The following is a 25,941-nucleotide window of genomic DNA, read 5'->3' as shown; positions in this document are numbered from 1 at the left end:
CCTCGGCGATCGGAGGGCGCGCTTGGCCCCTGCCGACCGACGGCCGCCGCGCCGCCGGTCAGAAGCTCTCTTTCAGCCACCGGCCGACCCGGTGGATGTACGTGTCCTTTTGCGGCTGCGAGCCGCCGCGACGCATCCGCCGCGGGTCGACATGCTCGACGCCGGCGACTTGCGGATAGACGAGCAGCCCCACCGGGGCCGCGAAGGCCGGGCCCTTGGCCGCCTCGGGAAGACCGCGGGCGCCCAGCGGGCGGCCGATGCGGACCGGGCGGTCGAGGATTCGCCGCGCGAGCTCGGGCAGGCCCGTGAGCTGGCAGGCGCCGCCGGTCAGCACCACGCGGCGCGCCTCGGAGGCGTGGCCGGAGGCGCGAAGGCGATCGCGCACGAGCTCGAGGGTCTCCTCGACGCGCGGCTTGACGATCTTCACGATCATCGACTTCGGCAGATAGTTCTGCGCCTCGAGCTCCGCCTCGCCGACCGGCGTGACGGCGATCTGCTCGCGCTCGTCGGCGATCGAGGGAAACACGCTGGCGTGCAGGGTCTTGAGCCGCTCCGCCTCGTCGATGGAGGTCGAGAGGCCGCGGGCGAGGTCGAGCGTGACGTGATGGCCGCCGAGCGCCACCGCGTCGCAATGCACGAAGGATCCGCCCTGGAACACCGCGACCGAGGTCGCGCCGCCGCCCATGTCGATGAGCGTGACGCCCATCTCGCTCTCGTCGTCGACGAGGCTCGCGAGACCGGCCGCGTAAGGCGCCGCCACCATGGTCTCGACATTGAGGTGGCTGCGTTCGACGCAGAGCGTGAGGTTGCGCAGCGGAGCGCCCTCCGCGCTCACGATGTGCATGTCGACGCCGAGCTGCTGGCCGACCATGCCGAGCGGGTCGCGCACGCCGCGGGTGGCGTCGAGCGCGAAGCCGGTCGGGATCGAATGCGCCACGGCGCGGTTCGGGCGCACGGTGTGGACGCAGCCCGCCTGCAGCACGCGGCGGATGTCGCGGTCCTCGACCGGGCGGCCGGCGATGTCGACCTCGGCGTGAAAAGTCTCGGAGGCGAGGCGCCCGGCGGAGATCGACGCGATGACGCTCTCGATCTGGACGCCGGCCATGCGTTCGGCGGCGTCGACGGCGAGGCGAATGGCCTGCTCGGCCGCCTCCATGTCGACGATCTTGCCGCCCTTCACGCCGCGCGAGCGCTGGTGGCCGACGCCGATGAGCTCGACGGTGTGGCTGCGGTCGGGAAGCGCGTCGCCGGCCTCGGTGGGGCGCAGGCGCGCCACCATGCACACGACCTTCGAGGTGCCGACGTCGAGCGCCGACACGATCACGGCCCGGCGGCCCGGCAACGGCCGCATCTTCGGCACGACGCCGTAGGGGAACGCGCCGCTCATATCTGGCCAGCCTTCTTCTTGGCCTTGGCGGCGGCCTTGTCGGCCTCCGCCATCTGGGCCGCGGCCTCGGGCGAGAGGCGCACCACGATCTTCGCGGGGGAGCGCAGGTCCACCACGTTGATCCACTTCGCGAAAACGTTCTGCTTGGCCTGGAGCGACTCGAGACGCGCCAGCGCGGCCGCATAGCCGATCTCGGGCAGCTTGACCTCGACCCCGGAGCGCAGGCGCAGGTTCCAGCGCCGCTCGGCGACGAACACCGCGGCGTAGGTCTCCTCGCGGATCTTCGGCGCGAGCGCGAGCGCGTCGAGCAGCTTCTGGGCCTTGAGGTTCGCCGACGGGCCGACGACCAGCGGCAGATGCGCGAAGCGCGAGTCGCGGAACTCGTCGATCGGCGTGCCGTCCTCGGCCAGGATCTGGACCTTGCCGTCGTGCTGCCAGAGCGCGAAGGGCTTGCGCTCGACGAGGTTCACGGTGAGGCGGTCGGGGTAGAGCTTCTTGACGGTCGCGTCCTGGACGAGCGGGTTCGCCATCAGGCGCTCGCGGGCCGCGCGGACGTCGAGGAAGGGCAGCGCGGTGTCGTCCTTGACGCCGAGCGCAAGCAGCACCTCGTCGTCGGTCAGCGCCACCTGCCCCTCGGTCTGCACCGCGGTGATGCGGAAGCCCATCAGGTTGGCGGTCGTGACGTGGGCGTTGAGGATTTCGTCGCGCACCGTCGGCCAATGGCCGCCGTCGATCATGCCGAGCAGGCCGGTGCCGCCGTAGAGGACGGCGACCAGCGCGAGGCCAAGGCGACGCTTGCGCGCGACGCGCTCGAGGCGGAAGCGGAGGGATGACCAGCGGCTCGCGCCGATCACCTCGTCGACGTCGTCGATGTCGGGGCGCTGGACGCGGGCCTCGCCGGCCGCGCGCATGTTGGGATCGGTGCGGTAGACCAGCGTGGGCTGGGGACGCGATGCGCGAACGGGCGGGGCCGCGAGCTGCGGCTCCTCTACCGATCTAAGGACGCGTCCTCCACGAGCCATGTGACGAGCTCACCAAACCCCATGCCGACATAAGCGGCGAGTTCCGGCACGAGCGACGTCTCCGTCATGCCGGGCTGCGTGTTCACTTCGAGGCAGACGAGTTCGCCGGTTCCGTTGGGACGATCGTCGAAACGGAAGTCCGCTCTGCTGACCCCGCGGCACCCGAGCGCGTGGTGCGCCGCGACAGCCAGTTTTCGGACCTGTTGGTAAACAAAGGATGAAATTTCGGCCGGGAGAACGTGCTTCGAGCCGCCTTTGGCGTACTTGGCCTCGAAATCGTACCAGCCGTCGGAAGGGAGAATCTCGATCACGTCGAGCGCCTCGCCGTCTAAGACAGCGCAGGTAAGTTCCCGTCCCGCCACGAATTTTTCCGCCAGCAGCAGCTCGCCGTGGGGCCAGTCCTCGCGGGTGAGCTCCTGCGGCGGGTGGACATGGTCTTCGTTAACAATCAGCACCCCGACCGACGATCCGCCGTCGACAGGCTTGAGAACGTAAGGCGGCTCGATCGGATGCGCCTTCGCAGCCTCCGCGCGTGTGACGACTTTGCCACGCGCGACAGGAACTCCTGCGGCGGCCATCACGGTCTTGGCCCGCTCCTTGTGCATCGCGAGCGAGGAGGCCAGCACGCCGGAATGCGTGTAGGGGATGCCCATCAACTCGAGCAGGCCCTGCACCGTGCCGTCCTCGCCGAAGCGGCCGTGCAGCGCATTGAAGCAGACGTCCGGCTTCACGCGCTGGAGCACCTCGGGGAGGTCGCGGCCGACATCCACCCGCGTGACCTGAAAGCCCTTGCTCTCCAGAGCCTTGGCGCAGGCTTCTCCCGACCAGAGCGAGACCTGTCGCTCCGAGGAGAGCCCGCCCATGAGGACGGCGACGTGCTTCGACATGCGTTCCCCCGAATGCTTCTTGTCGTCATCCCGGACGGCGCGACGCGCCGGGCCGGATCGTGTTCAGGACAAAGCGCCCGCGACGCGCGCGCCGAGACGAACTGCGTGCTTCGAGACGGCCCTGCGGGCCTCCTCAGCATGAGGAGCGTGGTGGAAGCTCAAACCTGACCTCATGCTAAGGAGCGGCCTCTGGGCCGCGTCTCGAAGCACGCAGTCGGCCTCCCCAAGGCCTTTCCTTACGCCGCCGTCCCGATCCGCTTGATCTCCCATTCGAGCTCCACCCCGGACGTCTCGCGCACGCGGCGGCGGACCTCCTCGCCGAGCCCCTCGATGTCGGCCGCGGTCGCGCCCCCGACATTGATGAGGAAATTGCAGTGCATCTCGGAGACCTGCGCGCCGCCGATCCGGTGGCCGCGCATGCCGGCGGCGTCGATCAGCTTCCAGGCGGAGTTTCCGGGCGGGTTCTTGAAGGTCGAGCCGCCGGTGCGGCTCTTGATCGGCTGGTTGGTCTCGCGGTGCTCGGCGACGGCGTCCATTTCGGCGCGGATCTCGGCCTTGTCCCGAACCTCGCCCTGCATCAGCGCGCCGGTGAAGATGACGTCGGCGGGCGCGGAGGAGTGGCGATAGGTGTAGCCCATCTCGGCGTTCGAGAAGGTCCGCTTCGCGCCCGTCCGATCGACGCCGTAGACTTCGACGACGCGCTGGCAGGTCTCGGTCCCGTTCGCGCCCGCGTTCATGCGCAGCGCCCCGCCGATCGCGCCCGGAATGCCGTGGTAGAACGCGAAGCCGCCCAAACCGGCCTCATGGGCCGCGAGCGCGACGCGCTTGTCGGCCGCCGCGGCGCCGACAAGCAGCCGATCCGCGCCAACGCGCTCGATGCCGGCAAAACTCTTGCCGAGCCTCACCACCACGCCCGGCACGCCGCCGTCGCGCACCAGGAGGTTCGAGCCGAGGCCGATCGGATAGAGCGGCGTTTCGGCCGGCAGGCGGGAGAGGAAATAAGCGAGGTCGTCCTCGTCTGACGGAGAGAACAGCGCTTCAGCCGGCCCGCCGACGCGGAACCAGGCGAGGTCGCCGAGCGCTTGGCCCACGACGAGCTTGCCGCGCAGATCGGGCATGAGGGCCGTGAGGCGATCGGGGAGAGGCGGAGGTTGGCTGTGCATCGCTCGCGCTTAACGGCCGCTACGGTTCTGAACCAGATGGCGGTTCGGGGAAGTGACGTTCGGTCATGACATCTATCGCCGCCTCGAGGGGCCCGAGATCGTCCTCATAGACGCTCCACAGGATATCGAGGTCGACCCGCTGATAGACGTGGCGGATGATGTTTCCAAGATTGGCGACGGCCGGCCAGTCGATGTCGGGAGCGTCCGTGGCTTTCCATTCGGCCGGGATATGTCGAGACGCTTCGCTCACGATCTCGAGGAACCGCTCGAAAGCCGCGCGGGCGAACCTGTCGGTGCGGAGGTGGTCGATCGTCTTCGCGTCGAGGAGCGACCGGATATCCTGAATGGCGACGCTGATATGACCGAGCCGGTCTTTGACCTTCTCGTTCATCAGAAGACCTCTATGGCGTCTCTCTCGAACGAACTCCTGAACGAGCCGTCCAGGCTTCGACGCATGAGAACGTTAGCTTCCAGAGACGTTTCGTCCTCGATGGCCACGGCGACGCCCGAAAGGTCGATCAGCGAGAACTTGGCATGCGGATCAACCTCGATCGCCACGTCGACGTCGCTGTCGGGTCGATTGTCCTGGCGCGCGCGCGAACCGAACAGGGCCATGTGGGTCACGCCCCTGGCCCTCAGCTTCGGCTCCAGCTCCAGAAGGCTCTGGATCAGATGTTCGCGCGACATCGTCATGGCGTTCGTTCTAGCACGCCTCCAGTTCAGCTCTTAAGCGCCGCCAGCTCGTCCGGGAGCGCGGCGGCCCAGTAGGTGCTCGAGCCCGCGCCCAGCAACACCACGTAGTCGCCTGGCCTGGCCACTCCCGCCACGACGCCCGCGAGCGCCTGCGGGCTCTCAAGCGGGATGACGTGGCGATGGCCGCGCGCCCGCAGGCCCGCGATCAGATCGTCGCGCTCGGCGCCCTCGATCGGCTGCTCGCCGGCCGCGTAGACGTCGGCGACGATCACCGTGTCGGCGTCGTTGAAGCAGCTCGAAAATCCGTCGAACAGCGCCTTGAGGCGCGAGTAGCGGTGCGGCTGGACGACGGCCACGACATTGGCGTCCGTGGAAGCGCGCGCGGCCTTCAGGACGGCCGCGATCTCCACCGGATGGTGGCCGTAGTCGTCGAAGATCGTGACCCCGTTCCACTCGCCCACGCGGGTGAAGCGACGCTTCACGCCGCCGAACTTCGAGAGGCCCGCCCGGATCTGGTCCGGGGTCGCGCCGAGTTCATGGGCGACGGCGATGGCCGCGGTCGCGTTCAGCGCGTTGTGGCGGCCGGCCATCGGCAGCACGAGATCGTCGAGCGCGGTCTCGGCGCCGGACGTGCGGTCATGGATCGTCACGCGGAAGCGGCACTGGCCGCCCTTGAGGTCGAGGTCGCGCAGGCGCACGTCGGCCTGCGGGTTCTCGCCATAGGTCACGACCCGGCGGTCTTCGATCAGGCCCACCATGTCCTGCACGGTCGGGTGGTCAAGGCACATCACCGCGAAGCCGTAGAACGGCACGTTCTCCACGAAGGAGCGGAACGCGGCCTTCACGGCGTCGAAGGTGCCGAAATGGTCGAGATGCTCGGGGTCGATGTTGGTGACGACCGCGACGTCGGCGGGAAGCTTGAGGAAGGTGCCGTCGCTCTCGTCGGCCTCCACCACCATCCAGTCGCCGTCGCCCATGCGGGCGTTCGCGCCGTATGCGTTGATGATGCCGCCGTTGATGACGGTGGGATCGAGCCCGCCGGCGTCGAGCAGCGTGGCGACGAGCGAGGTCGTGGTGGTCTTGCCGTGCGTGCCGGCGATCGCGACGCAGGTCTTGAGCCGCATCAGCTCGGCGAGCATCTCGGCGCGGCGCACGACGGGCAGGCGGCGCTCGCGGGCGGCGGCGAGCTCGGCGTTGTTGCGCTTGATCGCCGAGGAGACGACCACGACCTCGGCCTTGCCGAGGTTTTCGGCCGCATGGCCGATCGTGACCGCGACGCCCTTCTCGCGCAGGCGCTTGACGTTGGCGTTCTCGGCGGCGTCCGAGCCCTGCACCGTGTAGCCGAGATTGGCCAGCACCTCGGCGATGCCCGACATGCCGATGCCGCCGATGCCGACGAAATGGATGGGCCCGATGTCGCGGGGAAGTTTCATGGGTCGGCACGCGGTCAGTTCGAGGGAAGGACGGCTTCAGCTTCGGGCGGCAGACCGGCCGCTCGCCGCCGCCAATACCACATCTGCGAGCCGCGCGGCGGCGTCGGGCGCGCCGACGCGGCGGGCGGCGTCGGCGGCGGCGGCGAGGCCCGCGGCGTCCTCGAGGCGGACGGCGAGATCGTCGGCGAGCGCCTGGGGCGACAGGCGGGACTGCTCCCAGACGACCGCGCCGCCCGCGAGCGCGAGCGCGTTGGCGTTGGCGAGCTGGTCGTTGTCGAGCGCGTGGGGCAGCGGCACGAGGATCGAGGGACGCCCGATCACCGCGAGCTCCGCGACCGTCGAGGCGCCGGCGCGCGCGATCACGAACTGGGCGAGCGCCATGTGGCCGGGCATGTCGGCGAAGAAGGAGGAGAGCTCGGCCTTCACGCCCGCGGCCGCATAGGCTGCGCGCGCGGCCTCGATGTCCTCGGGGCGGGCCTGCTGGGTCACGGCGAGCCGATCGCGCAGCTCCGTCGGCAACAGCGCGAGCGCGGCCGGCAGGATCTCGGAGATGAAGCGCGCCCCCTGGCTTCCGCCGAAGGCGAGCAGGCGAATGGGGTGGTGGTTGCTCGGCGGCCGGTAGGCGACCTCGCTCGCCGCGATCACCTGCGGGCGCACAGGGTTGCCGACATGGACGGTCTCGCGGCCTTCCGGCGCGCCCGAGACCGTCGGGAAGCCTGTGGCGATCTTCGTCGCGAGCTTCGCCAGCATGCGGTTGGCGCGGCCCATCACGGCGTTCTGCTCGTGAAGGATCACGGGCGCGCCGACGATGCGGGCCGCGACCAGCGGCGGGAAGGTCGGATAGCCGCCGAAGCCGACGACGGCCGCCGGCTCGACCTTGCGCAGGATCGAGACGCAGCGGACGACGCCGCGCGACAGCGTGAGGCCCAGCTTGGCGTAGGCCGCGGGCCCCGATCCGCGCAGCGTGTCGGCGGGGGCGGCGTGCAGCGCGCGCGCCGGGAAATGCGAGGCGTAGGCGAGCGCGCGCTCGTCGGTGATGAGCTCGACGGGGACGCCGCGCGCTGCGAGTTCGGTCGCGAGCGCTTCGGCCGGGAAGAGATGCCCGCCGGTGCCGCCCGCGGCGAGCAGGATCGGCCGACCGGTCACGCCGGGGCTCCGGCGGGCGCGTGGCCGCTCTTGCGGGCGTGACGCCTGATCTCGGCGGCGAGCGCGTCGGCGCGCGGGCGCTTGCGGGTGAGCGCCAGCAGCATGCCCATGCCGAGCGCGAGCGCGAACATCGAGGAGCCGCCGTAGGACACGAAGGGCAGCGTCATGCCCTTGGCCGGGATCATGTGGAGGTTCACCGCCATGTTGATGGCCGACTGCAGGCCGAACAGCATGACGAGGCCGGCGATCGCGAGCCTTGTGAAGCCGTCCTGCGTGTTGCGGGCGTGGTAGAGGCCGCGCAGCACGATGAAGGCGTAGATCGACACGATCACCATGCAGAACAGCACGCCGAACTCCTCCGCGGTCACGGAGAAGATGAAGTCGGTGTGCCCGTCCGGGATGATGCGCTTGACGGTGCCCTCGCCCGGGCCCTTGCCGAACCAGCCGCCGGACGCGAAGGCCTCTGTGGCTTTCTCGATCTGGAAGTTGTCGCCGGTCTCGGGGTCGAGGAAGCGGTCGATGCGGCGCGCCACATGCGGCAGCACCTGATAGGCGGTGATGAGGCCGAAGGCCCCCGCCCCGCCGAGCCCGACCACCCAGATCCAGGGCAGGCCCGCGAGGAAGAACAGCACGCCCCAGACCGCCGTCGTCAGAACGGTCTGGCCGAGGTCGGGCTGAAGGATGAGCAGGCCCACCACCGAGCCGAGCAGCACGGTGGAGAGGATGTGGCCCGGCATGTCGCGCCGCTCGGAGCCTTCGGCGAAGAGCCAGGCGGCGAGCACGATGAAGGCCGGCTTCACGAATTCGGACGGCTGCACGACGATGCCGGCGAACGAGACCCAGCGCCGCGCGCCCTTGATCTCGGTGCCGTGGACGAGCGTCACGGCGAGCAGAACCATGCCGCCCGCGAACACGATCCAGGCGAGCCTGCGCACCTGCCGCGGCGACAGAAACGAGATGCCGATCATGATGAGGAACGCCGGGGCGAGGAACAGCGCCTGGCGGTTCACGAAGTGGAACAGGTCGAGCCCGATGCGTTCGGCGACGGGGGGCGAGGCCGCGAGCGACAGGACGACGCCGAGGACCATGAGGCCGCTCACGGCGAAGAGCAGGGCCCGGTCGATGGTCCACCACCACTCGCCGAAGAGGGTGCGTTCCGCGCGGGAGATCATGGTTCTGTTCCACTCCGAAGAGCATGCGGCGCGTCGCGGCCCGGCGGGCGGAAAGGCGCGAGCCGAGAATGGACGGTTAGCGTTAATGAAGTTCGAACTGGGGCCGCCAAGCGAGATGCGCTGGAGCCAAAGCGCGTCATCCCGGGCTTGACCCGGGATCCAGAACCGACGCGTCGTGGGGCTTGCCCATCCCTTATCGGTTCTGGATCCCGGCTCTTCGGCCGGGATGACCCGGCGCTTAAAGCTGAAGTCCCAGCACGGCCCTGCGGAACGCTTCGCCGCGCTCCTCGAAATTGCGGAACTGGTCGAAGGAGGCGCAGGCCGGCGAGAACAGCACGACGGGCTCCGGATCGGCCGACGCCTCCGCGGCCTTCGCGGCGGCCTCGACCGCCTTGTCGACGGTCCCGCAGAAGTCGTGCGCGACGCCGTGCTCGCCAAGCGTCCTGGCGAAAGCCTCCGAGGCCTCGCCGACGAGAAACGCCTTCTCGACGCGCCCGAGCAGCGGAACCAGCGCCTCGATGCCGCCGGTCTTGGGCTTGCCGCCGAGGATCCAGAACGACTTCTCGAACGAGGCGAGCGCCTTCTCGGCGCTGTCGGCGTTTGTCGCCTTCGAGTCGTTGATGAACACGACGCGGCCAGGCGTCGAAATCTCCTCCATCCGGTGCGCGAGACCCGGGAAGGTCGAAAAGCCCTTCAGGATCGCCGCGTCGTCGAGGCCGAGCGCACGGGCGACCGCGCGGACCGCGCTCGCGTTCTGGACGTTGTGCGCGCCGCGCAGCGCCCGGGCGCCGGAGAGGTCGAGCGGATCGTTCTCCGAAATCTTGACGACCTCGACGCCCGCGATCGCAAGCCGCTTCGCCATCGCGGCCGACCGCTCGTCGTCGACGCCGATCACAGCGGTCTTCGCGTTCACCACCAGCCGCTCCTTGACGCCGGCGTAGCCGTCCATCGTGCCGTGGCGGTCGAGATGATCCTCGGAGAGGTTCAGCATCACCCCGACGGTCGGTGCGAGGGTCATGGTGAGGTCGATCTGGTAGGAGGAGCACTCCACCACATGGACGCGGTTCGGCGCGGGCGGCGCGAGCTCCAGCACCGGAACGCCGATGTTGCCGCCCATCTGCACGTCCCAGCCGGCCTCGCGCAGCACATGAGCGGTCAGCGCCGTGGTGGTGGACTTGCCGTTGGTGCCGGTGATCGCGACGAAGGGCGCGTCCGGCGCGATCGTGTCGCGCTCGCTGCAGAAGATCTGGATGTCGCCGATGACGCCGACGCCCGCGGCCTTGGCGAGCTCCACGCTCCAATGGGGCTTGGGATGGGTGAGCGGCACGCCCGGCGCGAGCACCAAAAGCTCGAAACGGGAGAAGTCGCCCTCGCGCAGGTCGCCGGTCGGCAGGCCTTCGGCCTTGGCCTTCTCGACGCTCGCGGCGTTGTCGTCGAAGGCGGTGACGTCGGCGCCGCCCGCCACGAGGCTGCGCACGGTCGCAAGCCCCGAGCCGCCGAGCCCGAAGACCGCGACCTTCATGTCCTTGAACGCGGTCGCAGGCGTCACGAGAGAGACGCCCGCCTCTGCGCGAGGTTGATCCAGAAGAAGGCGTTCTGGGGAGAGGCGCTGCGTGCGTCGGGACGCGCCGCGTCGCGTCGCTCCTCGGCATGAGGAGCCCTTAGACTCCACACATGCACCTTATGCTGAGGAGCCGTCCGCAGAACGGCGTCTCGAAGCACGCAGTTGGCCTCGATGTGGTCTTGCGAAGCAGCCATGCCCGTCACCTCAGCTTCAGCGTCGCAAGGCCCACGAGGGCCAGCACGACGGCGATGATCCAGAAACGCACGACGACCTGGGGCTCCGACCAGCCGAGCTGCTCGAAGTGATGGTGGATCGGGGCCATGCGGAACACCCGCTTGCCCGTCAGCTTGAAGGAGGCGACCTGCACGATCACCGACACGGCCTCGAGCACGAACAGGCCGCCGATGATGGCGAGCACGATCTCATGCTTGGTCGCGACCGCGGTCGCGCCCAGCATGCCGCCGAGCGCGAGCGATCCGGTGTCGCCCATGAAGATCGAGGCCGGGGGCGCGTTGAACCAGAGGAAGCCGAGCCCCGCCCCCAGCATCGCGCCGCACACGACCGCGATCTCGCCGGTTCCGGTCGTGAAGTGGATCTGAAGGTACTCGGCGAAGAGCGCGTTGCCGGAGAGATAGGCGATGAAGCCGAAGCTCGCGGCCGCGATCATCACCGGCACGATCGCGAGGCCGTCGAGGCCGTCGGTGAGGTTCACGGCGTTGCCCGCGCCCACCAGCACCACCGCGCCGAACAGGACGAAGAACCAGCCGAGATCGAGCAACAGGTTCTTGAAGAACGGAAAGGCTAGCGAGGTCGAGAAGCCGAAGTCGAGGCCCGGCAGGCTCGCGGCGCGGAAGCCGCCCGGCTGGCCCGCGATCGCGATGCAGTAGACCGCGATGATGGCGATGGCGAATTCGAGGCCCAGTCGCATCTTGCCCGAATAGCCGGCGTGGGTCTGCTTCGTGACCTTGAGATAGTCGTCATAGAAGCCGATCGCGCCGAAGCCCACGGTGACGAACAGAACGATCCAGACGTAAGGATTGGCGAGGTTCCCCCACAGCAGCACCGAGGCGATCATCCCGGAGAGGATCATCAGCCCGCCCATGGTGGGGGTGCCGCGCTTGGAGAGGTGGGTGACCGGGCCGTCCGCTCGGATCGGCTGGCCCTTGCCCTGCTTGATCCTGAGCGTGTCGATGATCAGCGGGCCGAACAGGAACACGAACAGCGCGCCCGTCATCACGGCGCCGCCGGTGCGGAACGTGATGTAGCGGAAGATGTTGAAGCCCGGAACGAGGTCCGAGAATTCGGCGAGGAAGCTGAGCATGGTCGCGCTTTACCCGGCCGCCTGCGTCTCGTCGACCGTCGAAAGAGGCCGGAAGCGCTCTTTCATCGCGGCGACGACCGGGCCCATGCGCGAGCCGTTGGAGCCTTTCACCATGACGACGTCGCCGGCCTTCAGGCGATCGAGCAGCTTGGGCTGAAGCTCGGCGGCGGTCTCGGCCCATCCGCCGCGGCGCGCCTTGGGCAGCGCGTCGAAGAGCGACTTCATCAGCGGCCCGGCGCAGAACACGAGGTCGATGCGCGCCGCCGCCGCCGTCTCCGCCACCTTGGCGTGGAGCGCCGGCCCCTCGTCGCCGAGCTCCAGCATGTCGCCCAGCACGGCGATGCGGCGGCCCGTCGGCGGCGCCATGGTGTGGCCGAGCAGCGCGAGCGCCGAGCGCATCGAAGCGGGATTGGCGTTGTAGCTTTCGTCGATCACAAGCAGCGAGCCGCCTGCGACGCCGAGCTCGTGGCGCTGGCCGCGCCCGGCGGGCGGGGCGAACTTGGCGAGCGCGAGCGCGGCGAGCGCGAGGTCCGCGCCGGCGAGCTTGGCGGCCAGCAGCACGCCGAGCGCGTTCTGGACGACGTGGCGGCCGGGCGCGCCGATCTTGAAGGTGACGGGCTCGCCCAGGATGGTGGCGGCGACGCAGGAGCTCGTCTCCTTGAGCGCCAGCCGGTCGAGGCGAGAGTCCGCCGAGACGTGCTCGCCGAAGCTCCAGACCGCGGCGCCGCATTCGATGGCGGCGGCCTTCAGGCGCTCGTAATGGGCGTTGTCGCGATTGACGACCGCATGGCCGCCGCGCACCAGCCCCTCGAAGATCTCGGCCTTGGCGTCGGCGATGCCCTCGACGTTCTTGAAGGCTGCGAGATGGACGGGCTCGACGTTCGTCACCATCGCGACGTGCGGGCGCACCATCTTGGTGAGCGGGCGGATCTCGTCGGGGTGGTTCATGCCGATCTCGAACACGCCATAGGCGGCCGACTTCGGCAGGCGCGCGAGCGTGAGCGGCACGCCCCAATGGTTGTTGTAGGAGGCGGCGGAGGCGTGGGTCTGGCCGTCCTCCGCGAGCGCAAGGCGCAGCGCCTCCTTGGTCGAGGTCTTTCCGACCGAGCCCGTCACCGCGACGATCTTGGCGCGCGAGCGGGCGCGGGCCGCGATCCCGGTCGCGACCATCGCCTCGAGCACGTCCTTGACGATGAGGATCGGGCCGAAGGCCGACGCCTCGTCGGCGTGGGCCTCGTCCACGACCGCGAGGCTCGCTCCGCGGCCGAGCGCGTCGCCGACGAATTTGTGGCCGTCATGCACGTCGCCCTTGATGGCGAAGAACACGTCGCCGCGCCCGACCGTGCGGCTGTCGATCGAGACGCCCGTCAGCGCGCCGTCCGGACGGCCGGCGAGGCGCCCGGCGGTGGCGAGCGCGAGCTCCGGCGCGGACCAGAGCGGCTCGGCGAATGCGGTCTGCGCGGTCACGCGGCGTCCCCCAACTTTGCGAGCGTCTCGCGAACCACCTCGTGGTCGGAGAACGGCAATGTCCGATCGCCCACGATCTGGCCGGTTTCGTGACCCTTGCCCGCGATCACCACCACGTCGCCGGCTTTCGCCTCGCCGACCGCGGTCTCGATCGCGGTCCGGCGATCGCCGATTTCACGCGCCTGCGGAGCCGCGGCGAGGATCGCGGCGCGGATCTTCGCGGGCTCTTCGGAGCGCGGATTGTCGTCGGTGACGACGACGTCGTCGGCGCCGGCCGCCGCCGCCTCGCCCATCATCGGGCGCTTGCCCGGATCCCGGTCGCCGCCGGCGCCGAAGACCGCGACGAGGCGTCCAGCGGCGAAGGGACGAAGGGCCGCGAGCACCGAGGCGAGAGCGTCGGGCTTGTGGGCGTAATCGACGAAGACCGCGGCGCCCGAAGGCGTTTCGCCCACGAGCTCCAGTCGGCCGGGCACGCCTTCAAGCCGTTCGAGGCCGGCGAGAGCGACGTCCTGGTCGACTCCGGTCGCGATGGCGAGGCCTGCGGCCACGAGCGCGTTCTCGGCCTGGAAGTCGCCTGCGAGCGGCAGACGGACCTCGCGCAGGCCGGCGGGCGTGTCGAGCGAAAGGATTTGGGCGAGGCCGTCGCGGCGCACGTCCGTCAGCCGGAAGGTCTCGCCTTTGCGGCCGAGCGTGAAGAGGCCCTGCCCCCTCGCCTTCGCGGCGTCGATGAAGGCCGGGGCGTCGGAGGAGTCCGCCCACACCACAGCTGTCCCATCCTTGGGAAGCAGTTCGGTGAAGAGCCGAAGCTTGGCGTCGCGGTAGTGCTCGACCGTCGGATGATAGTCCATGTGGTCGCGTGAGAGATTGGTGAAAGCCGCGGCGTTAAGGTTAACGCCATGCAGTCTTTTCTGGTCGAGGCCGTGGCTCGAGGCCTCCATCGCGAGATGGGTCACCCCCTCCTCCGCGAGGCCGTCGAGCGTGCGATGGAGCGAAACCGGATCGGGCGTCGTCAGCGATCCGTAGGTCGCCCCGGAGGGCTTGGTCACGCCGATCGTGCCGAGGCTTGCGGCGGCGTGGCCGGCATGGCTCCAGATCTGGCGGAGAAACGTGACGGTCGAGCTCTTGCCGCTCGTGCCGGTGACGGCCGCGATCTGCTCCGGCTGGCGCGGATAGAGCCGCGCCGCCGCCTTCGCCAGCGCAAGCCGGCCGTCGGCGACCCGCACCACGGGAACCGGCGCGTCGACCGGCGCTTCGGACACCACCGCGGCCGCGCCCTTCTCCAGCGCCTGCGCCACGAAGCGCGCGCCGTCGGTCTTGGCGCCTGCGAGCGCGGCGAACGCGAAGCCGGGCTCCACCGCCCGGCTGTCGGCCGTCAGCCCCGCGATCGCGGTCGCCGCGACGTCGGGCGCGAGCCCTTCGTCGGGAAACAGCGCGCCGAGAGTTCTGGCCGGAGCCTTCAGGTCGCTCACTCCTGAACCGAGCCCGTCGGGATGCCGCCGAGCAGCGCCGTCGCGGTCGGGGCCTCGTAATCAGGCTCGACGTTGAGCAGCGGCGCGATGCGCTCGACCATCCTGCCGCCGACCGGAACGACGTTCCAGCCGGAGGTGGCGAAACCGTGGGTCTCGGGCAGCGCCTTCGGCTCGTCGAGCACGGCGAGCAGCATGTAGCGCGGCTTGTCCATCGGGAACACGGCGGTGAAGGCGGTCAGGTTCTTGGTCTTCGAGTAACGGCCGCCGATGACCTTCTCGGCCGTGCCGGTCTTGCCGCCGACGCGGTAGCCCGGAATGTCGGCCTTCTTGGCCGAGCCCTTCTCGGCGTTGAGGCGCATCAGGTAGCGCATCTGGACCGAGGTCTGGTCGCGCAGCACCTTGGTCGAGACGGCGCGCGCCTCCTCGGCGGTGCGCTGCAGGAAGGTCGGCTTCATCAGCCAGCCGCCGTTGACGAGCGCCGAGACGCCCATCACCGACTGGATCGGCGCGATCGCGACGCCATGGCCGAACGAGATGGTGATGGTGTTGAGCTCGCCCCAGCGGGCCGGCACCAGCGGACGGGCGCTTTCCGGCAGCTCCGTCTGGAGACGGTCGAGCTGGCCCATCTTCTTCAGAAACGCCTTGTGCGCCTCGACGCCCATGGTCAGCGCGATGCGCGCCGTGCCGATGTTGGACGAGTGGATGAACACCTCCGGCACCGTCAGCACCCGACGCTGCGGATGGAAGTCGTGGATCTTGAACCGGCCGTACTGCAGCGGCGCGCGGGCGTCGAAGCGGCTCTGGAGGCTGACCTTGCCGCTGTCCAGCCCCATGGCGATGGTCAGCGCCTTCATAGTCGAGCCCATCTCGAACACGCCGGTGTTGACGCGGTTGATGGCTTCCGGCTTCAGCGCGTCGGAGGGAATGTTCGGATCGTAGTCCGGCAACGAGACGAGGCTGACGATCTCGCCGGTGTCGACGTCGGCGATGGCGGCCGACGCCGCGATCGCCTTGAACTTCTTCATGCCCTCGGCGAGCTCGTCGCGCACCGCGTGCTGGACCTTGAGGTCGAGCGCCATGCGGATGGGCGCCATGCGGCCGCCCTTTCCGGCCTCGAGCGCCGCGGCGCGGGTGAGGCCGGACGTGTCGAGATACTTCTCGATGCCCGCGATGCCCTTGTTGTCGATGTCGGCGAAGCCGAGCACATGGGCGACCTGGGTGCCGTTCGGATAGACGCGCTTGTTCTCCTGCACGAAGGCGACGCCCGGAATGCCGAGGCGGAACACTTTCACCTGGTCGCGCGGAGAGATCTCGCGCTTCAGCCAGACGAAGCCCTTCTTGGTGGAGAGCTTGGCGCGAAGATCCTTGGCGTTGAGGTCGGGGAGCGCCTGGCTGAGCAGGTCCACCGCCTCGTCGACGTCGATGATGTTCTTCGGCTCGGCGTAGAGCGACGACACCTTCACGTCGGTCGCGAGCACGGTGCCGTTGCGGTCGACGATGTCGGGCCGCTGGATGGCGGCGACGGTCTGGGCGACCCGCTCGATCTCGTCGATGTTCGGCGCGACGGCGTACTGGACGAGGCGGCCGACGATCAGCGCGTAGATCACGCCGAAGCCGATGGCCGCAAGCCGAAGCCGCCCCGAGGTGAGGCCGAGGCCCTCGCCCGAACCGATCAGCAGCCGCACGGCGCGTCGGAACATGCGCCAGCCGAACTTCGTCGCGGTCCAGAGGCCGCGCGCGCTCGCGCCGGCGCCGCGCCCGAGCGCCGCGCCCGCGATCGCGCCGTTGCGGAAGGCGCCGTCGATCACCGCCTGCCCGTTCATCGCACGACGCCAATCTTTCTGAGGAAATCGGTCAGGTTCGCAGGCTGCGCGGGCCGCGGGGCGGGCGCGACCTGCATCGGCTGCGGCGCGGGCCGCGTCGCCGGCGCCTTGAGCTGGGACACGGGCTTCACGGCGATCGTCGCCTTTTTGGCGGGCGGAGCCGGTTTCTTCACGGCGGTCGGGGTCGACGGCTCCTTGTCGATCACGAGGCTGGCGTCCTGGCCCATCAAGCCGAGCGCCTCGAGCTTCTTGCCGATCTCGTCGACCGGCGCAGGCCGCCCGGGCAACGAGGCGAGATGCAAGGTCTGCTCGCGCGTCAGCGGCTTCAGATCGAGATGCTGTTCGGTCAGCGCCTGGACGCGGTCGAGCCGCGCGAGGAACGCCCATTCGGCCTTCAGCACCGCGACGGAGTCGACCTCCTGGGTGATCTGGCGCTTGAGCTTGGCGACCTCTTCGGAGTGGCGCGTCGCCTCATATTTGATGCGGTAGACGTAGACCGCCGAGCCGACCAGCGACAGCACGGCAACGACATTGACGATGCGGGCGATCTTCACGACGCGCCTCCGGGAAGGCCTTGCAGCGGCAGGCGCGGCACGCCGAACGCGAACGGATCGCCGCCGCGGGCGGGCGCCTCGGTGCGGCGGGCGGCGCGCAGGCGCGCGGAACGGGCGCGGGCGTTGGTCTTGGTTTCGGCGTCGCCGGGCTTGGCGGCCCCGCGTGAAATCGCCTCGAAGGTCGCGGGCGGCACGATCGCCTGCGGCATGTGGCGCGACCCGCCCGCCTGGGTGCGGGTGCGGTCGGCGAGGAACGTTTTCACGATCCGGTCCTCGAGCGAATGGAACGACACGACGACAAGGCGCCCGCCCGGCTTCAGGCGCTTCTCGGCGGCGAAAAGCGCACGGCCGAGCTCGCCGAGCTCGTCGTTCACCGCGATGCGCAGCGCCTGGAAGGTGCGCGTCGCCGGCGAGATGCCGTCGTTCCAGCTTCCGAGCACGCGTTCGCAGATCGCGGCGAGCTGGGCCGTGGTCTCGATCGGCGCCTTCTCGCGCTCGGCCACGATCGCGCGGGCGATCGCGCCGGCGCGGCGCTCCTCGCCGAGCGTGCGGAGCACCGCGGCGAGCTCCTTCTCTTCGAGATCGGCGACAAGATCGGCGGCGCTCGGGCCTTCGCCGCCCATGCGCATGTCGAGCGGGCCCTCGAAGCGGAACGAGAAGCCGCGCGCAGCCTGGTCGAGCTGCATGGACGAGACGCCGACGTCGAGCACGAGACCGTCGAGCGCCTCGACGCCGAGCTGGTCGAGGGCTGCGGAGAGGTTCGAGAAGCGCTCCTCGACGAGCGTGAGGCGCCCCTTCGAGGCCGCGACGAGGTCGTAGCCGCCGGCGATCGCGGTCGGGTCGCGGTCGAGCGCGACGACGTCCGCGCCCGTCTCGAGGATCGCGCGCGTGTAGCCGCCGGCCCCGAACGTGCCGTCGAGAATGATCTCTCCGGGCTTGGGATCGAGCGCGGCGATCACCTCCTCGAGCATGACCGGCAGGTGACGGGCGTCGGCGCTCATGTCGAGGCCTCCGGAGCGCCGGGGCGCGCGAGCCGCGACTTCAGCGCCCTCGCGTCCGCGCGCGCGGTCGCAAGATGCGCCCGGAAGCGCTCCGGCTCCCAGATCTGGAACTTCGAGCCCTGGCCGACGAAGGTCACGGCGTCCGAAATGCCCGCATAGGCCTTGAGGCTCTCGGTGAGGATGACTCTGCCCTCGGAATCGATCTTGAGGATTTCGCTGACGCCGAGCAGCGCCGTCGACAGGCTGTCGCGCTCGGTCGAATAAGGCGGCAGGGCGTCCAGCAGCCTGTCGATCTCCGACAGGAGCGCCTCGCCCCCGGCGTCGAGCGCCTCGAGGTCCAGCGACGGATGGACGTAAAGCCCCGGAATGGCGTCCTGCGTCAGGATCGCCCGGAACGGCGCCGGGATCGACACCCGCCCCTTCGCGTCGATCTTCGTCGACAGGTTGGACAGGAAGCGATCCATGCCCCGACGGCCCGTTTCCCCATGGCGACGGCGTCAAACCGCCGATCGACCGATCCCCAGCGTTGAACCGCCCCGCACCGCGCGCACGACCGCGCGCGTCCGCAGCCTCCACGGCCGCGGACGAAACAGCCGACGCTTCCCTGAAGGGAGCGTCCGCACGCCGTTTCGACGGGATAGCTTGGGATATCATGGGCCCCTATGGGCGTCAACGAAATGGCCAGTCGGGCCGGCGCGGCTCGGCCCAGGACGCGAGACCTGTTCAAGGGCCGGGTCGCGACCGGCGCGCGACGACCAACTAGAGCTTTATTAGGGTTAAGAAGGCGTTTCCGACGCCGTCGACGGCGCCCCGACGCGGCCCCATAGGCGGCGGCGCGGCGACGGGTTGTCCACAAGAGCCTGTGGACAACCCGGCCATGACGGCGCGCTTGAAAAAATCTGGGGCCAGCCGGCCTGTAAGCCGGGTTCTGTATGGCGCGCGTCGGCGGACCGGCGCGCGCGTGACGACCATTCCTCTGGGACGTCCGTCGCCGGACGCCTCAAGCAACCAACCCGGGCGACGGCCCGGAAGCAGGCCTGCCGACGGCTTTCGCCGCCTGCGCGTCGCCCCTATTCGGTCTTGCTCCCGGCGGGGTTTGCCGTGCCGCTCCCGTTACCGGTCGCGCGGTGCGCTCTTACCGCACCCTTTCACCCTTACCGCCGGCCATAGCCGGAGGCGGTTTGCTCTCTGTGGCACTTTCCCTGGGGTCGCCCCCGCCGGACGTTATCCGGCGCCGTGTTTCCGTGGAGCCCGGACTTTCCTCTCCGCTCCGATGAAGGAGCGAAGCGGCCGTCCGGCCGACTGGCCGGCCCTTGTGGGACGGCCGGCCGGAGCGCGTCAAGCGGCGAAGGGAAAGCAGCTTGCGATCAGCTCGCCGACGCCATGTAGCGGCGCACCTTCGCGCAGTAGACCGCGCCGGCGCGCGTCACGCCCTTCACGGCGTGTCCGCCCTGATACTTCGAGACCGCCGCGCAGGTGTTTCCGCCGGCCTTGCGAACGGCTTCGGCGAGATAGCGCATGCCGTATCGAAGGTTGGCGGACGGCTCGTAGAGCGCCTGCCGGCTGCCGCGGAAGCCCATGCCGCGCGCCGTCTGGTAGCTGAGCTGCATCAGGCCGATGTAACCGCCCTTGCCGGTGGCGCGCGGCTGGTACATCGACTCGACCTTCACCACCGCATGGCCGAGCGCCGGGCTCACCCCGGCGGTCTTCGCCGCGGCCGTCACCATTCCCTGGATCGAGCCCGTGGGCGCATTGGTCGCGAGATCGCCGGCAGGCTTCTCGATCTGCTCGACCGGCACCTCGCGGGTGAGCGCGACCGTGTTGGTTTTGCGCGCAAGCCGGCGGGCCGACGCTTCGCGGACTCGGGCGCGGGCCTCGGCGCGCGCCTGCTTCGTCCGGCTCACGAGGCGCGGCTGCGCGCCGGCCGTCTTCGAAGCGACGGCCTTGGGAGCCGGGGCCTGCGGCTGGGCAGGCGCAGAGCCTGCGTTGCGGGCCGAGGTGAAGGCGGCGGCGCCGCGCGAAGCGGCGGATGGAACGGCGGCGGCGTTGGCCGCGTTAACCTGCCGTTCAGACTTTCTCGTCTGGGCCGCAGTCGAGGCGACGCGGGCTTGAGATTTTCCGGAGAACTGAGAACCCCCGGCAAGATGTCTTGAGTTCGGCGAAGCTTCCGCCGAGGCGACGGTCGCCGCTAGCAGAGCGACGACGATCGTCGATTTACGCATGTCCACACTCCCGATGCGTTACGCAACGGCAGGTCTTAGGCGTGAGAAAAAAGACCTCCGATCGACCATGATCAGGCTGTCGTCAGGCCGTCATATGGCGAGACTTCGGCGGCGGCCCCTCAGACGGACGGCGAGGCCGCCAGCAGGTTGCGCAACGTGTCGACGGTCGAGAAGTCGGCGACGCCGTCGACGAGTTCCTGACGGAAATGCCGCTGGAACGCCCGCACCACATCCTCGGTCGCGGCGCTGTAGCGGCCGTCGATCTCGATCCCGTAACCGTAGAGGCTGAGCAGCGTCTGCAGATGCTCGACCGGTTCGCCCTCCTCGCCGGGAGCCAGGCGCGCGCCCTCCCCGATCGGCGTCGGCGCGACCCAGTGGCCGACGTTTTCGGCGGCAAGCCGGTACCACGGAAATTTCTCGCCCGGGTCCTGTTTGCGGCGCGGCGCGACGTCGGAATGAGCGAGCACCCGCTGAGGTTGAATACCTCGTCGTGCGCAAATGTCGCGGGAGAGCGCGATCACCGCCGCGACCTGCGCGTCGGGAAAATCGCGGTAGCCGTGTTCGTGGCCCGGATTGACGATCTCGACGCCGATCGAGCCGGAATTCACGTCGGTCTCGCCGTCCCAGCTCGACAGGCCCGCGTGCCAGGCGCGGCGCTCTTCGGGGACAAGCTGGAGGATCTCCCCGTCCTCGAGGACGACGTAATGGCAGGAAACCTCGCCCTCGGTCAGCTGCTCGACCGCGGCTTCGGCGGACGTCATGCCCGTGTAGTGCAGGAGCAGGATGTCGGCCTCGCGCCCGTCGCGCCGCTCGTCGTGATTGGCGGCGGGGATGATCTTCGAGACCAGCGCGCTGTCCGGCCTCATGTCAGAGCCCGCTCGGCGCGGATCGCGTCCCAGGCGGCGTTGATGGCCGCGAGCTTCGAGGTCGCGACGCGGATCGCCTCCGGCGGCAGGCCGCGGGCGAGCGCCCGGTCCGGGTGATTTTCGGCCACGAGCGCGCGGTGGCGACGCTTGAGCTCGTCGTCGGACGCCGAAGGCTCCGCGCCGAGGATTTCGTAAGGGTCGTCCTCGGGCAACCGCACATAGCGTCCGAACGCGCGCCGCACGCTGGCGCGATCGAGCGAAAAGATCTCGGCGACCTGCATCAGGTAGTTGACCTCGGCCTCATGGATCGCCCCGTCGGCGGCGGCGATGTGGGCGAGGCTGTGCAGCACGTCTTCGAGCGTGGCGGGCTCGCCCTCGAACAGATCGTGCAATTGTTTGGCGTAGGACTCGAACCCGGCGACATCGTAGGTCGCGCGGTCAAAGACCTCCTGGACCTCCGCCAGGTCGTCAGGCTTGATCTCGAACACCTTTCGGAACGCTTCGACCTCGACCGGCGCGACGACGCCGTCGGACTTCGCCATCTTGGCCGAGAGCGCGATGACGCCGATGGTGAAGGCGAGGCTTCTCGCGTCGCGGTCCTCGGCCTCCGCGACTGCCGGGTCGGTCTCACGGTCGACGAGCAGATGGCCGGCGATCACGCCCGCGATCGCGCCGAGCGGCCCGCCCAGCATGAAGCCGCCCGCAGCTCCTCCGAGCTTTCCCCAGAACGCCATTGGTCTTCCGCTCCCGGATTCGCTTGGCGCCAAGTTAGCGCAGCCGGAGTGTGCATTGCGACTGGCGCAACGCCGCGGAGGCCAACTGCGTGCTTCGAGACGCCGGCCCTTTTGCCGGCTCCTCAGCATGAGAGAGGTTGAGTAGGCTTCTCGCCGCTTCTATCACCCTCCCACCTTCCTCATGGCTCGAGGAGGTCGCGTCAGCGGCCGTCTCGAAGCACGCAGCCGAGTTCCATGACCTCATCCGATCGCTGGCAGTTCTGGATCGACCGGGGCGGCACCTTCACCGACGTCGTCGGCCGCGCGCCGGACGGCTCGCTGCATGTGAAGAAGATGCTGTCGGAGAACCCGGAGGCCTATCGCGATGCGGCGGTCGCGGGCGTGCGGGAGTTGCTCGGCCTCGGGCCCAAGGACGCCGTGCCGGCCGAGAAGATCGACGCGGTGAAGATGGGCACGACCGTCGCCACCAACGCGCTGCTGGAGCGCAAGGGCGAACGGACCGCGCTGCTCATCACCAAGGGGCTGAAGGACCAGCTTCGCATCGGCTATCAGGCGCGGCCAAAACTGTTCGCCAAGCAGATCGAGCGGCCGGAGCCGCTTTATGAACGCGTCGTGGAGGTCGACGAGCGCGTGCGGGCCGACGGAACGATCGAGCGCGCCTTCGACGACGCCGCGTTCCGCGCTTCGCTGGAGGAGTTGAAGGCGGACGGATACGAGGCGCTCGCCATCGTGTTCATGCACGCTTACGCCCATCCCGCCCATGAGCAGGCGGCGGCCAGAATCGCGCGCGACATGGGGTTCGCCCAGGTCTCGGTCAGCCATGAGGTGTCGGGGCTGCCCAAGATCGTCGGGCGCGGCGACACCACGGTGGTGGACGCCTATCTGACGCCCGTGCTCGCAGCCTATGTGGCGCGCGTCCGCGACGAGCTGAACCTCTCCGAGGACGACGCGCGCCGCCTGATGTTCATGACCTCGGCCGGCGGCCTCACCTCCGCAAGCCTGTTCCAGGGCAAGGACGCGATTCTTTCGGGCCCCGCGGGCGGCGTGGTGGCGATGGCCGCGACGGCGAAGGCGGCCGGCTTCGACAAGGTCATCGGCTTCGACATGGGCGGCACCTCGACCGACGTCGCCCATTTCGACGGCGCGTTCGAGCGCTCGTTCGAGACCGTGGTGGCGGGAACGCGCATGCGCGCGCCGATGATGCGCATCCACACGGTCGCGGCCGGCGGCGGCTCGATCCTGCATTTCGACAAGGGCCGGTTCCGCGTCGGCCCCGACTCCGCCGGCGCGGCGCCCGGCCCCGCCGCCTATCGCAACGGCGGGCCGCTCACCGTCACCGACGCCAACGTCATGCTGGGCAAGCTCGCGCCCGACCTCTTTCCGAAGATCTTCGGGCCCGGCCGCGACCAGCCGCTCGACGCCGCAGTCGTGCGCGAAAAATTCGGGGCTCTCGCGGCCGAGATCGGCGACGGGCGGTCCGCCGAACAGGCGGCCGACGGCTTCGTCGCGGTCGCGGTCGCCAGCATGGCGGAGGCGATCAAGACCATCTCGGTCGCGCGCGGCTACGACGTCACGAAATACGCGCTCAACTGCTTCGGCGGCGCCGGCGGCCAGCACGCCTGTCTGGTCGCCGACGCGCTCGGGATCGACACGGTGCTGATCCACCCGCTGTCGGGCCTGCTCTCGGCCTATGGCATGGGCCTCGCCGACATTCGCGCGGAACGGACGGCGAGTTTGCGGTTAAGGCTTCATGAAGCCGGGGAAGCCATTGCTGAGACGATGGAAAAGCTCGGCGGTGAAGCGATGGGCGAGCTTCAGGCGCAAGGCGTCGAGGACGGCGTGACGGAGGTCCGCCTCCATGTCCGCTACGACGGCACGGATTCGACGATTGAGGTTCCGGTCCTCGGACTTGGCGCGGCGTCTCCGCCCCCTCCCCCTTGTGGGGAGGGTACGGGTGGGGGTGGTTCCGAACAGAGCGGCGCCGTTGCGCGTGGAGCAGCGTCACCCTCTGGGCCTCCTTCGGAGCCACCCCCACCCCCTGCCCCTCACCGCAAGGGGGAGGGGGGACAACCCATCGACCTCGATCGGATCGCGGCCGACTTCGCCGACCTCCACCGCGCGCGCTTCGGCTTCGTGGACGAGGCGCGCGGGCTCATCGTCGAGGCGGTCGAGGTCGAATGTTTCGGCGGGGGCTCCGGGCTCGACGAGCCGGAGCGTGACCCGGCCGAAAGGCCCCTGCCCGCACCGGAGCGGACCGCAGACATTTTCTCAGGCGGTCAGGCCCACGAGGCAGCCGTGTTCCGCCGCGAAGCGCTTGGCGTCGGGCATCGGGTCGATGGTCCCGCGCTCATCGTCGAGCCGAACCAGACAGTGGTGGTCGAGGACGGCTGGCGCGCCGAGGTTTCGCCCCGCGACCATCTCGTGCTCTCCCGCGCAAAACCCCGCGAGACCCGCAAGGCCGTCGGAGCCGAGGCGGATCCGGTGATGCTCGAGATCTTCAACAACCTCTTCATGTCGATCGCCGAGCAGATGGGGCTCGTGCTCCAGAACACGGCGGCTTCCGTCAACATCAAGGAGCGGCTCGACTTCTCCTGCGCCGTCTTCGCGCCCGACGGCGCGCTGGTGGCCAACGCCCCCCACATGCCGGTGCATCTCGGCTCGATGGACCGCTCGGTCGAGGCGGTGCTGCGCCGCGCCGGCGACCGGCTGACGCCGGATGCGTCCTATGTGCTCAACGCCCCTTACGACGGCGGCACGCATCTGCCGGACGTCACCGTGGTGACGCCCGTGTTCGACGAGGCGGGGTCAAGACTGCTGTTCCTCGTCGCGAGCCGCGGCCATCACGCCGACATCGGCGGGGTCGCGCCCGGCTCCATGTCTCCGCGCGCCACCACCATCGAGGAGGAAGGCGTCACCATCGACGTCATGCCGCTGGTCGAGGGCGGCCGGTTCCTCGAAAGCGAGATCCGCGAGGTACTGGCCGGCGCGCGCTTTCCGGCCCGCAATCCGGACCAGAACGTCGCGGATCTGAAGGCCCAGGTCGCCGCCAACGCCAAGGGCGTGGCGGAGCTGAGGAAAATGATCGCGAGCTTCGGACTCGACGTGGTGCAGGCCTATATGGGCCACGTGCAGGACAACGCGGCCGAGAGCGTCGCGCGCGCGCTGACGACGCTCGACGACGCCGAATTCGCCGTCGAGATGGATCAGGGCGCGACGATCCGCATGAAGATCACGATCGACCGCGAAGCCCGCACCGCCAAAGTGGACTTCACCGGGACCTCCGACCAGCGCGGCGACAACTTCAACGCGCCCGAGCCAGTGACGCGCGCGGCCGTGCTCTACTGTTTCCGCGTGATGGTCGAAGACGACATCCCGATGAACGCCGGATGCCTGCGGCCGATCGAGATCGTCGCGCCGGAGGGCTCTCTGCTCAATCCGCGGCCGCCCGCGGCGGTCGTCGCCGGCAATGTCGAGACCAGCCAGGCGGTGGTCGACTGCCTGTTCGGCGCCATGAAGGTGATGGGCTCCAGCCAAGGCACGATGAACAACCTCACCTTTGGCGACGACAAGCGGCAGTATTACGAGACGATCTGCTCGGGTTCGGCCGCCGGCCCCGGCTTCGACGGCGCCGACGCAGTCCATGTCCACATGACGAATTCGCGGCTCACCGACCCGGAGATCCTCGAACAGCGCTACCCGGTCGTGCTCGACGAGTTCTCGATCCGGCAAGGCTCGGGCGGGCGCGGACGATGGTCGGCGGGCGACGGGGTTCGCCGGGTCATCCGCTTCCTCGAGCCGATGGACTGCGCGATCCTGTCGGGGCGCCGACGCGTGGCGGCCTTCGGCATGGAGGGCGGCCACGAGGGCCAGCCGGGCCGAAATTCCGTGCGCCGGACCAATGGCGGGGTGGAAGAAGTCGCCGCTTGCGACCAAATCAAGGTCGACCCGGGCGACGCGATCGTCATAGAAACGCCGACCGGAGGCGGCTGGGGCCGCGCCGAGGGAGCCTGACGCCCA

The 25,941-nt window shown here is 69.5% G+C and carries 21 protein-coding genes and 1 other RNA gene; 1 reads left to right on the top strand and 21 read right to left on the bottom strand.

Annotated features, from left to right (window positions below; translation table 11 throughout):
• Nucleotides 1-58: 58 nt before the first annotated feature.
• From ftsA to ACFOWB_RS06540, 21 genes are all read right to left on the bottom strand, one after another.
• Nucleotides 59-1,387, bottom strand: coding sequence for a cell division protein FtsA (ftsA, locus tag ACFOWB_RS06640; RefSeq protein ID WP_378146391.1), 1,329 nt, complete (start codon nt 1,385-1,387; stop codon nt 59-61).
• Complete coding sequence (locus ACFOWB_RS06635) at nt 1,384-2,409, bottom strand: cell division protein FtsQ/DivIB (RefSeq protein ID WP_378146389.1); 1,026 nt, start codon at nt 2,407-2,409, stop codon at nt 1,384-1,386. The genes ftsA and ACFOWB_RS06635 overlap by 4 nt, the downstream gene beginning before the upstream one ends.
• Nucleotides 2,376-3,296 carry a D-alanine--D-alanine ligase gene (locus ACFOWB_RS06630; protein ID WP_261404066.1) on the bottom strand — a complete coding sequence of 307 codons (921 nt, stop codon included), beginning with the start codon at nt 3,294-3,296 and terminating at the stop codon, nt 2,376-2,378. The genes ACFOWB_RS06635 and ACFOWB_RS06630 overlap by 34 nt, the downstream gene beginning before the upstream one ends.
• A 236-nt stretch (nt 3,297-3,532) precedes the next feature.
• A complete protein-coding gene (gene murB, locus ACFOWB_RS06625; protein WP_378146387.1) occupies nt 3,533-4,414 on the bottom strand; it encodes a UDP-N-acetylmuramate dehydrogenase in 882 nt (293 codons plus the stop codon).
• 64 nt (nt 4,415-4,478) lie between these two features.
• Nucleotides 4,479-4,850, bottom strand: coding sequence for a HepT-like ribonuclease domain-containing protein (locus ACFOWB_RS06620; RefSeq protein WP_378146385.1), 372 nt, complete (start codon nt 4,848-4,850; stop codon nt 4,479-4,481).
• Entirely contained in the window at nt 4,850-5,146 is a 297-nt protein-coding gene (locus tag ACFOWB_RS06615; protein WP_378146894.1) for a nucleotidyltransferase family protein, read from the bottom strand. The genes ACFOWB_RS06620 and ACFOWB_RS06615 overlap by 1 nt, the downstream gene beginning before the upstream one ends.
• 32 nt (nt 5,147-5,178) lie before the next feature.
• On the bottom strand, nt 5,179-6,585 hold the full coding sequence (gene murC / locus ACFOWB_RS06610; protein ID WP_378146383.1) for a UDP-N-acetylmuramate--L-alanine ligase: 1,407 nt from the start codon (nt 6,583-6,585) through the stop codon (nt 5,179-5,181).
• A gap of 36 nt (nt 6,586-6,621) precedes the next feature.
• Nucleotides 6,622-7,731 (bottom strand): undecaprenyldiphospho-muramoylpentapeptide beta-N-acetylglucosaminyltransferase, encoded by a 1,110-nt coding sequence (gene murG, locus ACFOWB_RS06605; protein ID WP_378146381.1) that lies wholly within the window; start codon nt 7,729-7,731, stop codon nt 6,622-6,624.
• Entirely contained in the window at nt 7,728-8,903 is a 1,176-nt protein-coding gene (ftsW, locus tag ACFOWB_RS06600; protein ID WP_261404069.1) for a putative lipid II flippase FtsW, read from the bottom strand. Before ftsW ends, murG begins: the two co-directional genes overlap by 4 nt.
• 238 nt (nt 8,904-9,141) lie before the next feature.
• Nucleotides 9,142-10,452: a UDP-N-acetylmuramoyl-L-alanine--D-glutamate ligase gene (gene murD / locus ACFOWB_RS06595; protein WP_378146378.1), complete on the bottom strand. Its 1,311-nt coding sequence runs from the start codon at nt 10,450-10,452 to the stop codon at nt 9,142-9,144.
• 214 nt (nt 10,453-10,666) lie between these two features.
• Nucleotides 10,667-11,788, bottom strand: a complete 1,122-nt coding sequence (gene mraY / locus ACFOWB_RS06590; protein WP_378146376.1) for a phospho-N-acetylmuramoyl-pentapeptide-transferase — start codon at nt 11,786-11,788, stop codon at nt 10,667-10,669.
• Nucleotides 11,789-11,797: 9 nt separating this feature from the next.
• On the bottom strand, nt 11,798-13,255 hold the full coding sequence (locus ACFOWB_RS06585; RefSeq protein ID WP_378146374.1) for a UDP-N-acetylmuramoylalanyl-D-glutamyl-2,6-diaminopimelate--D-alanyl-D-alanine ligase: 1,458 nt from the start codon (nt 13,253-13,255) through the stop codon (nt 11,798-11,800).
• Nucleotides 13,252-14,715 carry a UDP-N-acetylmuramoyl-L-alanyl-D-glutamate--2,6-diaminopimelate ligase gene (locus ACFOWB_RS06580; protein ID WP_378146892.1) on the bottom strand — a complete coding sequence of 488 codons (1,464 nt, stop codon included), beginning with the start codon at nt 14,713-14,715 and terminating at the stop codon, nt 13,252-13,254. Before ACFOWB_RS06580 ends, ACFOWB_RS06585 begins: the two co-directional genes overlap by 4 nt.
• Before the next feature lie 5 nt (nt 14,716-14,720).
• On the bottom strand, nt 14,721-16,547 hold the full coding sequence (locus ACFOWB_RS06575) for a peptidoglycan D,D-transpeptidase FtsI family protein (RefSeq protein ID WP_378146372.1): 1,827 nt from the start codon (nt 16,545-16,547) through the stop codon (nt 14,721-14,723).
• Complete coding sequence (ftsL, locus tag ACFOWB_RS06570) at nt 16,544-17,101, bottom strand: cell division protein FtsL (RefSeq protein ID WP_378146370.1); 558 nt, start codon at nt 17,099-17,101, stop codon at nt 16,544-16,546. Before ftsL ends, ACFOWB_RS06575 begins: the two co-directional genes overlap by 4 nt.
• Nucleotides 17,098-18,102 carry a 16S rRNA (cytosine(1402)-N(4))-methyltransferase RsmH gene (gene rsmH / locus ACFOWB_RS06565; protein ID WP_378146368.1) on the bottom strand — a complete coding sequence of 335 codons (1,005 nt, stop codon included), beginning with the start codon at nt 18,100-18,102 and terminating at the stop codon, nt 17,098-17,100. The genes ftsL and rsmH overlap by 4 nt, the downstream gene beginning before the upstream one ends.
• Nucleotides 18,099-18,566, bottom strand: coding sequence for a division/cell wall cluster transcriptional repressor MraZ (locus ACFOWB_RS06560; RefSeq protein WP_261404073.1), 468 nt, complete (start codon nt 18,564-18,566; stop codon nt 18,099-18,101). The genes rsmH and ACFOWB_RS06560 overlap by 4 nt, the downstream gene beginning before the upstream one ends.
• A gap of 437 nt (nt 18,567-19,003) precedes the next feature.
• Nucleotides 19,004-19,408, bottom strand: an RNA gene (gene rnpB, locus ACFOWB_RS06555) — RNase P RNA component class A.
• Nucleotides 19,409-19,469: 61 nt separating this feature from the next.
• Nucleotides 19,470-20,324: a transglycosylase SLT domain-containing protein gene (locus tag ACFOWB_RS06550; RefSeq protein WP_378146365.1), complete on the bottom strand. Its 855-nt coding sequence runs from the start codon at nt 20,322-20,324 to the stop codon at nt 19,470-19,472.
• 119 nt (nt 20,325-20,443) lie between these two features.
• Nucleotides 20,444-21,190 carry an N-acetylmuramoyl-L-alanine amidase gene (locus ACFOWB_RS06545; RefSeq protein ID WP_378146363.1) on the bottom strand — a complete coding sequence of 249 codons (747 nt, stop codon included), beginning with the start codon at nt 21,188-21,190 and terminating at the stop codon, nt 20,444-20,446.
• Nucleotides 21,187-21,924, bottom strand: a complete 738-nt coding sequence (locus ACFOWB_RS06540) for a TerB family tellurite resistance protein (protein ID WP_378146361.1) — start codon at nt 21,922-21,924, stop codon at nt 21,187-21,189. Before ACFOWB_RS06540 ends, ACFOWB_RS06545 begins: the two co-directional genes overlap by 4 nt.
• A 234-nt stretch (nt 21,925-22,158) precedes the next feature.
• Between ACFOWB_RS06540 and ACFOWB_RS06535 the strand changes: the two genes are divergently transcribed.
• A complete protein-coding gene (locus tag ACFOWB_RS06535) occupies nt 22,159-25,935 on the top strand; it encodes a hydantoinase B/oxoprolinase family protein (protein ID WP_378146359.1) in 3,777 nt (1,258 codons plus the stop codon).
• Nucleotides 25,936-25,941 lie beyond the last annotated feature (6 nt).

The organism is Chenggangzhangella methanolivorans (genome assembly GCF_042648545.1).
GTDB classification, from domain to species: Bacteria; Pseudomonadota; Alphaproteobacteria; order Rhizobiales; family Methylopilaceae; genus Methylopila; species Methylopila methanolivorans.
The sequence above is the reverse complement of the archived record's forward strand: the minus strand, read 5'-3'. Positions and strand labels throughout refer to the sequence as shown.